The following is a 14,088-nucleotide window of genomic DNA, read 5'->3' on the forward strand; positions in this document are numbered from 1 at the left end:
CTACTCCGCCGCGTCCTCCGCGCTCAGGCCCAGGCCCGGGAGGAGACCCGGGAGCAGGGGCGGGAGCGTGATGTCCGGCTTGGGGAGCTCCGGGGTGGCCGCCGAGGGAACGGGAGAGTGACCCCCGGGCGGGTTCAGGAGGTCACCCGTACCGCCCAGGAGGCCGCCGGAGGCCGGGGGCTTGCTGGTGGTGCTCCCCGACGGTGCCGCCGGGCTGGCGGGGTGTCCGCCGGCCGACGGGGTGCCGGGGGAGGCGGCGGGCTGCTGCTTCCCGGCGGGCGCGCTCGGCTTGGCCGAGGTCGCCCCGGTTCCGCCGCGGGGCTGCTCCGGTGGCTTGGGGAGCATGCTCTGCAGCGGCGCCACGTCCTCGTCTATGGCCTGGAAGACCGACTCGACCTCTCCGCCCACGTCGCCCAGCTGCGGCGGGAGCTTCTCGCGGAGCCTGCCCCACGCGTCGCGGTGCGAGCGGGAGAACGAGGACAGCGTCTGGATCGGGCCCAGCGAGCCGTCCCGCTCGTACGCCGCCTGGAGGAGCCGGTGGCCCTCCGAGGCGTCGTGTCTCATGCCCGCCAGCGCTCGGCGGATCTCGCCCAGGGACTCGTGGTCCAGGACGCCCGTACGGCCGCGCTCCATCAGCCTGCGGGCTTCCGACAGACGGTGCGAGGCCTGGTCGAGGTAGAGCTCGCCCCGGTCCGAATCGTCGTCGGCCATCCCGAGCTTCAGATCCTCCATGCCCCGCTTGACGGGGTACAGGGAGTCACCCGGCAGGGCGTCCGTACTGGCAGCGGCCACTCCGCTGAAAGCCCCCGCGGCCACACCGACCGTGAGACCGCCCGCTGCGATGCCCTTGGACCAGCGGGAGCGGGGCCGCAATTTCCGGAGCGAGGTCGCCCGGTGGGCGCCGCGGCCGGTCCGCTGCTCGGGCACCAGAGGGTCCGGGGCGGCACCGCCCCCGGCCCTCTGCTCCATCACCATGGCCTCCATGGCGGCAACGAGCTGGGCTCGCTGCACCACTTTGACCTCGGGGTCCAGCTCCGGGCGCGGCATTCGTTCGCCGAGCACGCTCGCCAGGGCCAACAACCGGTTGTGGTCAGCAGGTTCGGCAGGTGCCTCGGACTGCTCGGCCGCCGGGTCCGGTTCCGAAGGATCGGATGGGTTCCGATCCTCCAGGGCCTGGGCGAAGGCGTTCGCCCGCCGGTGCGGAGTCACGTTCGCGATCACTGGCGGCACCTCCTCTCGTCATGACGATCGACTCCCCAAGGTGTCCGGAAGGTTGCCTTCCTTGAGCACATCCACACTTTCGGGTGAGCGGCTTCGGGCAGGGCGTGTCCACAGGGAGCCTGCATTCCGCACAACGAGCGGCGCGGCACTTGGGTTACGGACGAAGGATGATCGGACCACAGCGTCATCAGAGTCAGGTTGTTTTGTCGTGTAGGCATGGGTGTGGGCTTCGGCGCGGGAGCGCCACCCGTCGGCGCGCGTCCCCGTCAGCGCGCGTCGTCGGGGAGCAGGCGGGCCAGGGTGCGCACCGCCCGGTACTGGAGCGTCTTGATGGCGCCCTCGTTCTTCCCCATCACACGGGCGGTCTCGGCGACCGAGAGGCCCTGGAGGAAGCGCAGGGTCACGCACTCCTGCTGCTGAGGGTTGAGTTTCCGTACGGCCTCCAGCAGGGCCGCGTTGGAGAGGGACTCCAGGACGGAGTCCTCGGGGGACCGTTCCACCTCGTTGGCGTCCAGCATTTCGCCGGTCGTCACTTCCAGGCGGAAGCGGCTCGACTTGAAGTGGTCGGCGACCAGGTTGCGGGCGATCGTCACGAGCCAGGCGCCGAAGTCCCGGCCCTGCCAGGTGAAGGTGGAGATGCGGCGCAGGGCGCGCAGGAAGGTCTCGCTGGTGAGGTCCTCCGCGGTCGCCTTGCCGCCGACGCGGTAGTAGATGTACCGGTAGACGGTGTCGCTGTACTGGTCGTAGAGCCGGCCGAAGGCATCCGCCTCTCCGGCCTGGGCGCGTTCGACCAGGTCCATCATGCGGGCCTGGTCGCTGTCCGCGGTGGGGCGGCGGGCGGTGGGGGCGCTCGTGCCGGTGGCACCGCCGCCCGCGTTGCCCGCGGAGCGACCGCGTCTGCCCACGGTCGCTCCGCCATCCGTCAGGGCATAGCAGGGACCGGCCGGGCCGAGGCCGGCAGGGACCGCGGCGGCGAAGGCGGGGACGGCGTACGCGGTGGGGACGAAGCCGCGCAGGTGGTCGAGGACCGTCGCGCGCAGCGTAGCCAGGCCCGAGGCGTCAACCCCGACAGGTGGGTACACGGGACTCCCAGAGGCAGAGCTTCCATCACGTGCAGTGCGGGACCGTTCACCCGTCGTGGCGACAGATGGCCGGTGGCATGCGTTTGAGGAGAATAACGCTTCGTACAGGCAGTGCTACACCCAGTTGCTCAAATCACCGCTTCCGACACTTCTGTTGCGTGTCGAGGGCATATTCAGACGCAATTGGTGATCGGTTCTTGATCGGTTGGATGCGCGGAATGGACGCTTCCAAGGTGGCTCGCGACCGAGTGGGGCATGCCGGAGTGCCGCGCCGAAGGCGCGGGCGGAGGTGGGGGGATCGCCGCCGGGGCGGCGGGCGGGAGGCGTCCGGGAGCGGGCCGCGGGGCGCGCGGGGGCTCCGGCGCAGGCGGCGGCCGGAAGGCGGGGCCGGGCGGTGTTACTTGCGGCGGCGGTGCAGGGCGATGGCGGCGGCCGCGCCGCCCGCGATCGCGCCGACACCGGCGGCCGCCGGGACGCCGACCTTCACGGCCTTGCGGCCGGTCCGGTAGTCGCGCAGCCGCCAGTCGTTGGCCCTGGCATGCTTGCGCAGTTTTGTGTCGGGATTGATCGCGTACGGGTGTCCGACGAGCGACAGCATCGGGATGTCGTTGTGCGAATCGCTGTACGCGGCGCAGCGTTCGAGATCGAGGCCCTCGGCGGCGGCCAGCGCGCGGACGGCCTCCGCCTTCGCGGGGCCGTGCAGCGGTTCGCCGACGAGCCGGCCGGTGTAGACGCCGTCCACGGACTCGGCCACGGTGCCCAGGGCCCCGGTCAGGCCGAGGCGGCGGGCGATGATCGTGGCGGTCTCGACGGGGGCGGCCGTCACCAGCCACACCTTCTGGCCGGCGTCGAGGTGGGCCTGGGCCAGGGCGCGGGTGCCCGGCCAGATCCGCTCGGCCATGTACTCGTCGTAGATCTCCTCGCCGATGGCCATGAGTTCGCAGACCCGGTGGCCCTTGACGATGGACAGGGCGCTGTCGCGGGCGTCCTGCATGTGCTCGGGGTCCTCGACGCCGGCCAACCGGAACCAGGCCTGCTGCCAGGCGAAGCGGGCGAGCTCGCGCCGCTGGAAGAACTCGCGCTTGTAGAGGCCGCGTCCGAAGTGGAAGATCGCGGCGCCCTGCATGACGGTGTTGTCGAGGTCGAAGAAGGCGGCGGCCAGATCGTCCCCGGCGACGGGGAAGGGGGCCGGGGCGGCCTCGGCGGCCGGTTCGGGCTCCGCCTGCGCCGTGTTGACCTGGACGTTCTCGTCGTCCTCGACGATTTCCGGATCCGGCGCATCGGTCAGAGCGGACTTGCGGGCGGCCTCGGCCGAGGCCTCGCCTGCCAGCACGCTCCGCGCTGTCGCGGAGCGCCTACGGGGGGTGAGCCATCCCAGAGCGGCCATGACGCGAGCATAGCCACTGTGTTCGGGAGTTCCCGAACCGATGGGATGCGGAGGCGTGAACTCTGCGGGGCGGGGGTGTTACGGACGGCGCGGGAGAATGGGGGCCATGAGCCCTTTGCTGCGTCGTAAGGAAAAGAAGCGCCCCGAGGAGCGGATGGTCACGCTCATCGGGAAGCCGGGGTGCCATCTGTGCGATGACGCCCAGGAAGTGATCGAGAAGGTGTGCGCCGAGACGGGCGCGCGCTGGGAGAAGAAGGACATCTCGCAGGACGAGGAGCTCTACCGGCTGCACTGGGAGCAGATCCCGGTGGTGCTGGTCGACGGTGAACAGCACACCTTCTGGCGGGTGAACCCCGAGCGCTTGCGCCGGGCATTGGGAGCCTGACCGCGCGGGCGGTTACCATCATGGGCGATTTATGGGGACTCGGGGGCGTATCGATGAGGAGTGTGTACGGTTTTGCCCCCGTCCGGATTTGAACGGGTTCGGCCCGTTCCCGGTTCCACCCCCGCGCGCCCGGGTCGCGTGACCCCGGTCACTTTGCTCGGACAAAGCGGACACAATCTTTGTGCACGCGTTCACAAAGACATAGCCTGCTTCCGACGGGGCGGTCTTGGGACAAGTGACCGCCTGCAGCCCCGCTCATCCCGCAGGAGCATCGTGGCAACTGGCCGAACTCACCGACCGGCGACCCGCAGCCGAGGTATCCCCGAGGCCACGGTCGCCCGGCTTCCGCTGTACCTGCGCGCCCTCACCGCGCTCTCCGAGCGATCGGTGCCCACGGTGTCCTCCGAGGAGCTCGCGGCCGCCGCCGGAGTCAACTCCGCGAAGCTGCGCAAGGACTTCTCCTACCTCGGTTCCTACGGGACGCGCGGCGTCGGCTACGACGTCGAGTACCTCGTCTACCAGATCTCCCGCGAACTGGGCCTGACCCAGGACTGGCCCGTCGTCATCGTCGGCATCGGCAACCTCGGCGCGGCCCTCGCCAACTACGGCGGCTTCTCCGCGCGCGGATTCCGCGTCGCGGCGCTCATCGACGCCGATCCGGCGATGGCCGGGAAGCCGGTCGCCGGCATGCCCGTCCAGCACACCGATGATCTGGAGAAGATCATCTCGGAGAACGGCGTCTCGATCGGCGTGATCGCGACCCCCGCGGGCGCGGCCCAGCAGGTCAGCGAGCGGCTGATCGCGGCGGGCGTCACCTCCATCCTGAACTTCGCGCCGACCGTGCTGTCCGTGCCCGACGGCGTGGACGTGCGCAAGGTCGACCTGTCGATCGAGCTCCAGATCCTGGCCTTCCACGAGCAGCGCAAGGCGGGCGAGGAAGCGGCGGCCGCCGGTTCCGTCGACGCCGACGGCGACGGGGCCCCGGACGCGGGTGCCGGCGCCGCCGATGGGGCCGGAGCCGGGACGGGGGCCGCCCCGGCCGCCGCCCTGATGCCGCCGGCCGGCCGCGGCGCCGCCGCTGCCGCCGCCGCGCGCAAGGGCGGCCCCGAGGGTGACGTCCCGGCGGTGATGCCGGCATGAGTCTGCTCGTCGTGGGGCTGAGCCATCGCAGCGCGCCGGTCAGCGTGCTGGAGCGGGCCTCCCTGAACGCCGACGCCAAGGCGAAGCTGCTGCACGACACGCTGGCCGCGGAGCCCGCGGCCGAGGCGACGGTGCTCGCCACGTGCAACCGGATCGAGCTCTACGCCGACGTGGACAAGTTCCACGCGGGCGTGTCCGAGCTGTCGACGCTGCTCGCGCAGCACAGCGGGGTGGCTCTGGAGGAGCTCACTCCGTACCTGTACGTGCACTACGAGGACCGGGCGGTGCACCACCTGTTCTCGGTGGCGTGCGGGCTGGACTCGATGGTGGTCGGCGAGGGCCAGATCCTCGGCCAGATCAAGGACGCGCTGGCGCTGGGGCAGGAGCTCCACACCGCCGGGCGGCTGATCAACGACCTGTTCCAGCAGGCGCTGCGGGTGGGCAAGCGGGCGCACTCCGAGACCGGGATCGACCGGGCCGGGCAGTCGCTGGTGACGTTCGGCCTGGAGCAGCTGGCCGTGCACCTGCCGGTGCGGGAGTGGGCCGTCGGCAAGCGGGCGCTGGTGCTCGGAGCCGGGTCGATGTCCTCGCTCGCGGCGGCGACGCTGGCGCGGGTCGGCTTCGCCGAGATCGTGGTGGCGAACCGGACCGCCGAGCGGGCGGAGCGGCTCGCCGAGATTCTGGTTGCCTCGGGCACCGGGGTGGCGGCGCGGGCCGTCGCCATGTCGGCCGTCGCCGATGAGCTGACACGTGTTGACGTGGTCGTCTCCTGTACCGGTGCGACCGGGCTCGTGCTGACCGCGGACGACGTGGCCGCGGCCGTGTCCCGTGGCTCCGCCGCGCACACGTCGGCGGGGCCGGAAGATCGGGGCTCCGCCCCGGACCCCGCGCCTCAAACGCCGGCGGGGCTGAGTGCGGCCGGCGCCGGTCCGGAGCTTGTCGACGCCGGGGTCGTCGCGCGGCTCGTTGCCGCCGCCGACGGCGGGCGGCGGCGGCTCGCCGATGCCGGGGCCGTGAGGGTGCTGGCGGCCGTGCCCGAGGGCGACGGGTGTCCCGTCGGCGACGGGCGGGCCGCGATCGCCGGAGTGGACGCCAGTTCGCTGGAGCTGCACGGCACCTGGGCCGACCAGGGCGAGGCGGCCGCGCAGCGCCAGCCCCGGCGCGGGGTGCGGGCGCAGGTCGACGGCGTCGCCGTCCGGCTCGCCCTCCTCGACCTGGCCATGCCCCGCGACATCGACGCCGCCGTGCACCGCATCCCCGGGGTACGGCTCGTGGACATCGAGTCGCTCGCAGAAGCCTCCGCCGACGCGCCCATGGCTGCCGATGTGGACGCCGTACGTGGGATAGTCACCGAGGAAGTGGCCGCCTTCGGCGCCGCGCAGCGGGCCGCGCACATCACGCCCACCGTCGTGGCCCTGCGGGCCATGGCCGCCGAGGTCGTGGCCATGGAAGTGGCCCGGCTCGACGGCCGGGTCCCCGACCTCGACGAGCGCCAGCGCGCCGAGGTGACTCAGACCGTGCGGCGCGTCGTGGACAAACTCCTCCACGCGCCGACCGTGCGCGTGAAGCAGCTCGCGAGCGAGCCCGGCGGCGCCGGGTACGCCGAGGCGCTGCGCGAACTCTTCGACCTCGACCCGCAGACGGTGGCCTCCGTCAGCCGGGCCGACGCGGCAGACCAGAACGACGACTCAGGACGGGCATCATGAATCCACGTCTCGACCAGCCCCTGCGGCTCGGCACGCGGCGCAGCAAGCTGGCCATGTCCCAGTCCGGCCATGTCGCCGACGCGGTCCGGGCCATCACCGGCCGCCCCGTAGAGCTCGTGGAGATCACGACGTACGGGGACGTCTCCCGTGAGAACCTCGCGCAGATCGGCGGCACCGGCGTCTTCGTGACGGCGCTGCGCGACGCCCTGCTGCGCGGCGAGATCGACTTCGCCGTGCACTCGCTGAAGGACCTGCCGACCACGCAGCCCGACGACCTCGTGATCGCGGCCATGCCGCCCCGCGAGGACCCGCGCGACGCGCTCGTCGCCCGCGACGGCCTGACCTTCGAGCAGCTGCCCGACGGCGCCCGCGTCGGAACCGGTTCGCCGCGCCGGATGGCGCAGCTCAACCACGCCGCGCGCGCCCTCGGCAAGCGCATCGAGACGGTCGCCATCCGCGGCAACGTCGACACCCGGATCGGCTTCGTACGGGACGGCGAGCTCGATGCCGTCGTCCTCGCGGCCGCCGGCCTCAACCGGATCGGCCGCAGTGATGAGGCGACCGAATTCCTGTCCGTGGACAGTGTGCTGCCGGCTCCCGGCCAGGGCGCCCTGGCCGTGGAGTGCCTCGCGTCCGACGCGGGGCTCATCGCCGCGCTCGCCGAGCTCGACGACCCGCACACCCGGGCCGCCGTGACCGCCGAGCGTTCCCTGCTCGCCGCCCTGGAGGCCGGCTGCAGCGCCCCCGTGGGCGCGCTCGCCGACCTCCTGGCCGACGGGCAGATTGTCAATGAAATGCGCCTGCGCGGCGTCGTCGGCACCCTCGACGGCACGACGCTCGTGCAGCTGTCCACCACCGGTCCCGTGCCCCAGTCGTACGACGACGCCATGGCGCTCGGCCGCGAACTCGCGGACGAGATGCTGGCCAAGGGCGCGGCCGGTCTTATGGGGGAGCGATCGCTTTGAACCCCTCACGTCCGACCACCTCCGCCCTTCCGGCCGTCGCCGCCCGGGGACACGTCACCTTCCTCGGTGCCGGCCCCGGCGACCCGGGTCTGCTCACGCTGCGCGCCGTCGAGGCGCTCACGGCCGCGGACGTACTGATCGCGGAGCCCGAGGTGCTCGATGTCGTACGTACGCATGCGCGCGCGGGTGTCGACACGCCGCAGCTGACGATAGCTGACGAAGCGTCAGCGGCCGCCGGTATCCCGGCGATCCGGGACGCGGCCAATCTTGTCATGGAGGCCGCGCGCTCCGGCAGGCGGGTCGTGCGTGCCGTCACCGGAGACCCCGGACTCGACGGCAACGCGGCCCAGGAGATGCTCGCCTGCGCCACCGCGGGCATCCCCTTCGAGGTGGTCCCCGGCGTCGCGACCGCCGTCGGCGTGCCCGCCTACGCGGGCGTCCCGCTCCGCGGCGAACAGGGCGCGGACGTCCGCTTCGTCGACGCCCGCACCGCCTCGGCGCGCTGCTGGAGCGAGGTCGGCGCCAGCGACGGCGTCCTCGTCGTCTCCGCGACGCTGGAGACGGTGTCGGCGGCCGCCGCCGAGCTGGTCAGCGCCGGGCGCAAGCCCGACACCCAGCTGACGGTGACCGTGGGCGGCACCACGACCCGCCAGCGCACCTGGAGCGCGACCCTCGGCACCATCGCCACGGTGTTCAAGCAGGGCAAGGTCCTCCCCTCGCCCGAGGGTGCCCGCCCGGTCATAGCCGTGGTCGGTGAGCACGGCGCCACCGCGCGCCGCGAGGAGCTGGCCTGGTTCGAGTCGAAGCCGCTGTTCGGCTGGCGGGTGCTCGTACCGCGCACCAAGGAGCAGGCCGCTTCGCTCTCCGACCAGCTGCGTTCGTACGGCGCGGTGCCGCACGAGGTGCCGACCATCGCCGTGGAGCCGCCGCGCACCCCGCAGCAGATGGAGCGGGCCGTCAAGGGGCTCGTCACCGGACGCTACGAGTGGATCGCCTTCACCTCGGTCAACGCCGTGAAGGCCGTCCGCGAGAAGTTCGAGGAGTACGGGCTCGACGCCCGCGCCTTCGCCGGGATCAAGGTCGCCGCCGTGGGCGAGCAGACCGCCGCCGCGCTCGTCGAGTTCGGCGTCAAGCCGGACCTGGTGCCGAGCGGCGAGCAGTCCGCCGCCGGGCTGCTGGAGGACTGGCCGCCCTACGACCCGGTCTTCGACCCGATCGACCGCGTCTTCCTGCCGCGCGCCGACATCGCGACCGAGACGCTGGTCGCGGGCCTGATAGAGCTCGGCTGGGAGGTCGACGACGTCACGGCCTACCGCACCGTGCGCGCCTCGCCGCCGCCGGCGGACACCCGGGAGGCCATCAAGGGCGGCGGCTTCGACGCCGTTCTCTTCACCTCGTCCTCGACCGTGCGCAACCTCGTCGGCATCGCCGGCAAGCCGCACAACGTCACCGTGATCGCCTGCATCGGCCCGGCGACCGCCAAGACGGCGGAGGAGCACGGCCTGCGCGTCGACGTCCTGTCGCCGGAGCCGAGCGTCGGCAAGCTGGCCGAGGCCCTGGCCGAGTACGGCGCGGCGCGCCGCGAGGCGGCCAAGGAGGCCGGCGAGACGGTGTTCCGGCCGAGCGAGCGCCGCCCCGGCGCCCGCCGGCGCCGCACCACCTGAGCGGTGGGCAGGAGTTGATCAGGGCCCGGACGCGCCGCGCGTCCGGGCCCTGACCCGTGCCGGGGGCCCGCCCGGCACGGCCTACGCTGGTTCCCGACTGTTCTCGAAGCTCGAAGAGGCGACTGAGTATGAGCGCGTACGGATCCTTCCCCGGCTCCCGGCCCCGCCGGCTGCGGACCACCCCGGCGATGCGGCGCATGGTCGCGGAGACCCGGCTGCACCCCTCGGACCTGATCCTCCCCGCTTTCGTGCGCGAGGGCATCAGCGAGCCCGCGGCCATCTCCGCGATGCCGGGCGTGGTCCAGCACACCCGGGACACGCTGCGGAAGGCCGCCGTGGAGGCGGTGGAGGCGGGCGTCGCCGGCATCATGCTCTTCGGCGTCCCGGCCGACGAGAACAAGGACGCGCTGGGCACGGCGGGCACCGAGCCGGACGGCATCCTCCAGCTCGCGATCCGCGACGTGAGGGCGGAGGTCGGCGACGACCTCGTCATCATGTCGGACCTGTGCCTGGACGAGTACACCGACCACGGCCACTGCGGCGTCCTGGACGAGAACGGCCGCGTCGACAACGACGCCACGCTGGAGCGCTACGCGGAGATGGCCCAGGTCCAGGCCGACGCGGGCGTCCACGTGGTCGGCCCCAGCGGCATGATGGACGGCCAGGTCGGCGTCATCCGCGACGCCCTCGACGAGACCGGCCACGAGGACGTCTCGATCCTCGCGTACACCGCGAAGTACTCCTCCGCGTTCTACGGCCCCTTCCGCGAGGCCGTCGGCTCCTCGCTCCAGGGCGACCGCAAGACGTACCAGCAGGACCCGGCGAACGCCCGCGAGTCCCTGCGGGAGCTGGCGCTGGACCTGGACGAGGGCGCCGACATGGTCATGGTCAAGCCCGCCGGCCCCTACCTGGACATCCTCCACCGGGTCGCGCAGGCCGTGGACGTACCGGTGTCCGCCTACCAGATCAGCGGCGAGTTCGCGATGATCGAGGCGGCGGCCGAGAGGGGCTGGATCGAGCGCGACCGCGCCATCCTGGAGAGCCTCCTCGGCATCAAGCGGGCGGGCGCGGACACGATCCTCACCTACTGGGCGACCGAGGTCGCGGGCTGGCTCCGCCGGGAGCGCTGACCGCGCCGGACCACGGGTTCCGCCGACTGGCCCCGGCCGCATGCCGGGAGCACCCTGGAGGGATGGAGGTCGACCTCTGGAGGTGATCCACCATGCCGACGCTGGTCGGGTGGCATGTGGAGCTGGAATTCACCGAGGAGGGCAACCGCACGAGCGCGGCTGCCCTGGTCAGACTCGGGGACGGCTCCGAGATGAGGGCGCGCGGCTACGCCATGCGCCACCCCACCGACCCGGAGCAGCTGCGGGTCGGCGAGGAGATCGCGGGATCGCGGGCGCTGATGGATCTCGCGTCGCAGCTCCTGCAGAAGGCGCACGCCGAGATCGACGACGCCTCGGGCAGGAACTCCTATCCGCTGACCCAGTGAGTCAGACCCGCCCAGGTTGAGGGCGAGAGGGTGAGCGTGGGGCCGTGCGGGACCTTCGAGTCCCGCACGTGCACCTCGTCCGCCGACGTGCAGGGAGCCATTTCGACGCAGGCACCACCTTCGTCGCCGCTGTAGCTGGACTTCCGCCAGGCGATGGCGACCTCCAGGCAGGCGCCGCCCTCGCTGCCGCTGTAGCTGGACTTGAACCACATGAGTTCGGTGCTCATTGCTCTCCTAGCAGCTCATCCAACAGGCCTTTCGTGTGGGTCACGTTGAGGGCCTGGGATCGCAGCATTGCATACTTCTGAGCAAGGATGCTGACCTCGTTGGGGTCGCGGACGAGGAAGCTGCCGCGCTGGGTCTCCGAGTACGCGAGACGCTGGTGGTCGGGGGTTTCCAGCAGGATGAACGGGCCGTTGAGACCCGCGTGGGCGGTGATGCCCAGGGGCAGGACCTGGAGCGAGATGGTCGGCCGGTCGGCACAGGCGCGCAGGTGCCGCAGCTGCTCCAGGTAGACCTCCTCGCCGCCGATGCGGTCGCGGATGGCGGGCTCCCAGATGACGAAACCGAGGGTGGGCGGCACCCGGCGGCGCAGTATTTCCTGGCGCTGCATCCGGCGGGCGGTCTTGAGCTCGATCTTCTCCTCCCCCATGTACGGGACGCGGCAGCTGAACACGGCGCGCGCATAGGCCTCGGTCTGGAGCAGGCCCGGGATGGTCAGCGTGTCGTACCAGGACAGGGCGAGGGCCTCGGCCTCCCGCGCGAAGTACTCCTCAGCCCATGGCGGGATCATGTCGACCTCGGGCATCCTGTTCGCGGCGACCGTCAGGAGCCCGGGAAGCCCCAGGATCCGGTCCATCCGCTCAGCGATGTCCGGCATGAGTACCCGGCGGCCCTGCTCGATGGAGGCGAGGGACTCCACGTCCATCACCACCTGCTCGGCGAGCGCGCGCTGGGTCAGTCCTTGGGCGACACGGGCGGTGGCGGCCTGCTCGCCGACCATCTTCATCGCCGTTGCGTTTGGCCGGGGCCTTTTCCTTGGTGGCATGAACCTGAACTCCCCACCTGGGCACGAGGGATAGCCGTATCGACCCGTACTCGGGAGTGAGTACGGGGCGACCGTCTCCCTGATGCTAGTCACGGACGGCGACGATCGTCAGGTGAATCTGAACATTCAACCCGCCCTGATGCGGGACCGGTTCTATCCGCGGAGTCTTCAAACGGTGCGCTCTGCCAGGGAGTTCGCCGATGTGACCCTTGACGCGTGGGGTGTGACATCGCGCCGGGACGACCTGTTGCTCTGCGTGAGCGAACTGGCCACCAACGCCCTGCTGCACGGCGTCCCGCCCGGCCGTGGGTACCGGCTGCGGCTGCTCCGGTTCGAGGGCGTCGTCCGGGTCGAGGTCCACGACAGCGGCCCCGGCCGGCCCCGGATCGCAGGCCGGAACACGTCGGCCGAGCACGGCCGAGGGCTGTTCCTCGTCGAGGCGCTCGCCGACCGGTGGGGGGTCGGCGCGCGGACCCCCGGCAAGGTGGTGTGGTCCGAGTTCGACGCCTGAGGCTCAGCCCAGACGGGCCTCCAGGCGGGCCATCGCCTCCGCGAGCTCGGCCGCCGCGCCCAGCGGGACGATCGCCGCGCGGCCCGGGACGCGGACGCCGCCCGTCAGGGCCACGCGGGTGCCGCCGCCCGGCTCCGGCGCGGCCGCCATGCCGATGATCAGGAACCGGCTCTGCAGCCAGCACCAGCCGGGCCGCAGCACCCCGCGCAAGCGAGCCCGCAGCCCCCACCGGCTGCGGGCCACCGCCTCCACCCGGTCACCGGCCACCCGCACCACGCGGACCCGCCGCATGTCCGGCTGGAAACGCCCGAACTCTCCCTCCAGGTCGGACATGAGCGCCCACACCCGCTCCACCGGCGCCGGAACGACCCGCTCGACCACCCGCGCCCCGCGCACCCCGGCCGCCATGACCCGCAACCGGGCCACCGTGTCGATCGCGGCCGCGTCACTCGCGTACGCCGTCATGAGAACCACGCCTTCCGGAAACTCGAACGGGCCCGGTGCAGCCGGGATTTGGCGGTGCCCGCCGGAACGCCCAGGACGGCCGCCGCGGCCTCCTCGTCCAGGCCCTCGATGTCCCGCAGGACCAAGACGGCCCGGTGCCCCGGGGAGAGCCGGGCCAGCACGTCGCCGATGTCGGCCGCCAGCTGCGGATCCCCGCGCTCCGGTACGTCGGCCAGCTCGGCCGGCACGGCCCGCGCCGCGCGCCGGGCGACCCGTACCGCCTCCCGGACCGCGATCGCCCGCACCCAGCCGTACAGGGCCTCCGGCTCGCGCAGGCCCCGTAGCGCCCGGAACACGGCGACCAGCGCCTCCTGCGTGGCGTCCGGGCCGTCGGCCAGCGCGATCGGGACGCAGATCCGGGCGATGTACGGGGTGAGGTGGTCGAGCAGGTCGTGCATCGCGAGGGTGTTCCCGGCGCGGGCCGCCCGGGCGAGGGCGATCCCGCGGTCCTCCCCGGCGACCGGGCTCACCGGACGCGCGCCAGCCGGGCCGCCGCCCAGCCCAGACCGAGGCAGACGGGCGTGTACAGGGCGAGGTTGAGGGCCCGGAACGGGCCGGCCGGGCCGTCGAGGAGCCCGGCCGCCCATCCCAGCCCCGCGAGGCCCCGTACCACCAGCCCGCCCGCGACGGCCCCCGTGACCAGCCGCGCGGGACGCCCGCCGCGGCCGTGGGCGTGCGCCAGGACCGCGCCGGCGGCCGTCAGGGTCAGCGCCGCCAGCGGCAGCACCACGCGCGGCGCGAAGGACACCTCAGTGCCGAGCACCGCCAGCGACAGCGCCCGCTCGCTCGCGGCGGGCCAGGTCAGGCCGGTGGCCCAGTACAGGTGCGCGACCCCGTCGGCGGCCAGGACCGCCGCCACCGCGACCCCCGTACGGCGCCGCCGTGCTGTCTCGTCCATGAGCGCTCCCCCCTCGGTGGTGACGGCCGAGTGGACGGCCGACACCCCAAAGAGGAGGCGCACAGGGAGAACGTTCCCTGTG

General features: G+C 72.6%; 16 protein-coding genes. 8 read left to right on the plus strand and 8 right to left on the minus strand.

Annotated elements, in window-relative coordinates:
• The 3 genes from EES41_RS20890 to EES41_RS20900 all read right to left on the minus strand — a co-directional run bounded on the left by EES41_RS20890 (position 1) and on the right by EES41_RS20900 (position 3,690).
• Complete coding sequence (locus EES41_RS20890; protein WP_123079857.1) at positions 1-1,221, minus strand: DUF5667 domain-containing protein; 1,221 nt, start codon at positions 1,219-1,221, stop codon at positions 1-3.
• A gap of 266 nt (positions 1,222-1,487) precedes the next feature.
• Positions 1,488-2,303, minus strand: a complete 816-nt coding sequence (locus EES41_RS20895; protein ID WP_123079858.1) for an ECF subfamily RNA polymerase sigma factor, BldN family — start codon at positions 2,301-2,303, stop codon at positions 1,488-1,490.
• Between the two features lie 397 nt (positions 2,304-2,700).
• The gene (locus EES41_RS20900) at positions 2,701-3,690 is read right to left on the minus strand and encodes an HAD family phosphatase (protein WP_123079859.1); all 990 of its coding nucleotides are present in this window, start codon (positions 3,688-3,690) and stop codon (positions 2,701-2,703) included.
• 106 nt (positions 3,691-3,796) lie between these two features.
• Here EES41_RS20900 and EES41_RS20905 point away from each other — a divergent pair, with 106 nt between their 5' ends.
• The 7 genes from EES41_RS20905 to EES41_RS20935 all read left to right on the plus strand — a co-directional run bounded on the left by EES41_RS20905 (position 3,797) and on the right by EES41_RS20935 (position 11,045).
• Positions 3,797-4,075, plus strand: a complete 279-nt coding sequence (locus EES41_RS20905) for a glutaredoxin family protein (RefSeq protein ID WP_174261710.1) — start codon at positions 3,797-3,799, stop codon at positions 4,073-4,075.
• Positions 4,076-4,348: 273 nt separating this feature from the next.
• Entirely contained in the window at positions 4,349-5,215 is an 867-nt protein-coding gene (locus EES41_RS20910) for a redox-sensing transcriptional repressor Rex (RefSeq protein ID WP_123079861.1), read from the plus strand.
• A complete protein-coding gene (locus EES41_RS20915; protein WP_123079862.1) occupies positions 5,212-6,921 on the plus strand; it encodes a glutamyl-tRNA reductase in 1,710 nt (569 codons plus the stop codon). The genes EES41_RS20910 and EES41_RS20915 overlap by 4 nt, the downstream gene beginning before the upstream one ends.
• Positions 6,918-7,886, plus strand: a complete 969-nt coding sequence (hemC, locus tag EES41_RS20920; RefSeq protein WP_123079863.1) for a hydroxymethylbilane synthase — start codon at positions 6,918-6,920, stop codon at positions 7,884-7,886. Before EES41_RS20915 ends, hemC begins: the two co-directional genes overlap by 4 nt.
• Entirely contained in the window at positions 7,883-9,550 is a 1,668-nt protein-coding gene (locus EES41_RS20925; RefSeq protein ID WP_123079864.1) for a uroporphyrinogen-III synthase, read from the plus strand. Before hemC ends, EES41_RS20925 begins: the two co-directional genes overlap by 4 nt.
• A 128-nt stretch (positions 9,551-9,678) precedes the next feature.
• Positions 9,679-10,680: a porphobilinogen synthase gene (hemB, locus tag EES41_RS20930; RefSeq protein WP_123079865.1), complete on the plus strand. Its 1,002-nt coding sequence runs from the start codon at positions 9,679-9,681 to the stop codon at positions 10,678-10,680.
• A gap of 92 nt (positions 10,681-10,772) precedes the next feature.
• Positions 10,773-11,045: a DUF1876 domain-containing protein gene (locus EES41_RS20935; RefSeq protein ID WP_073794533.1), complete on the plus strand. Its 273-nt coding sequence runs from the start codon at positions 10,773-10,775 to the stop codon at positions 11,043-11,045.
• Here EES41_RS20935 and EES41_RS20940 read toward each other — a convergent pair.
• Together EES41_RS20940 and EES41_RS20945 are read right to left on the minus strand one after the other, a co-directional pair.
• Positions 11,027-11,272, minus strand: coding sequence for a DUF397 domain-containing protein (locus tag EES41_RS20940; protein ID WP_123079866.1), 246 nt, complete (start codon positions 11,270-11,272; stop codon positions 11,027-11,029). The genes EES41_RS20935 and EES41_RS20940 overlap by 19 nt on opposite strands.
• Positions 11,269-12,054 (minus strand): helix-turn-helix transcriptional regulator, encoded by a 786-nt coding sequence (locus EES41_RS20945; protein ID WP_355802041.1) that lies wholly within the window; start codon positions 12,052-12,054, stop codon positions 11,269-11,271. The genes EES41_RS20940 and EES41_RS20945 overlap by 4 nt, the downstream gene beginning before the upstream one ends.
• 178 nt (positions 12,055-12,232) lie before the next feature.
• On the opposite strand from EES41_RS20945, the gene EES41_RS20950 reads away from it, so the two are divergent.
• A complete protein-coding gene (locus EES41_RS20950) occupies positions 12,233-12,604 on the plus strand; it encodes an ATP-binding protein (RefSeq protein WP_123082604.1) in 372 nt (123 codons plus the stop codon).
• Positions 12,605-12,607: 3 nt separating this feature from the next.
• On the opposite strand, the gene EES41_RS20955 is transcribed toward EES41_RS20950, so the two are convergent.
• The 3 genes from EES41_RS20955 to EES41_RS20965 are packed head-to-tail and all read right to left on the minus strand — an operon-like array spanning position 12,608 to position 14,006.
• On the minus strand, positions 12,608-13,069 hold the full coding sequence (locus EES41_RS20955; protein ID WP_254211525.1) for a hypothetical protein: 462 nt from the start codon (positions 13,067-13,069) through the stop codon (positions 12,608-12,610).
• Entirely contained in the window at positions 13,066-13,578 is a 513-nt protein-coding gene (locus EES41_RS20960; protein WP_123079869.1) for an RNA polymerase sigma factor, read from the minus strand. Before EES41_RS20960 ends, EES41_RS20955 begins: the two co-directional genes overlap by 4 nt.
• Positions 13,575-14,006, minus strand: coding sequence for a DUF3995 domain-containing protein (locus tag EES41_RS20965; protein WP_123082605.1), 432 nt, complete (start codon positions 14,004-14,006; stop codon positions 13,575-13,577). Before EES41_RS20965 ends, EES41_RS20960 begins: the two co-directional genes overlap by 4 nt.
• Positions 14,007-14,088: the final 82 nt, after the last annotated feature.

The organism is Streptomyces sp. ADI95-16 (assembly GCF_003721495.1).
In the GTDB taxonomy this organism is placed as follows: domain Bacteria; phylum Actinomycetota; class Actinomycetes; order Streptomycetales; family Streptomycetaceae; genus Streptomyces; species Streptomyces goshikiensis.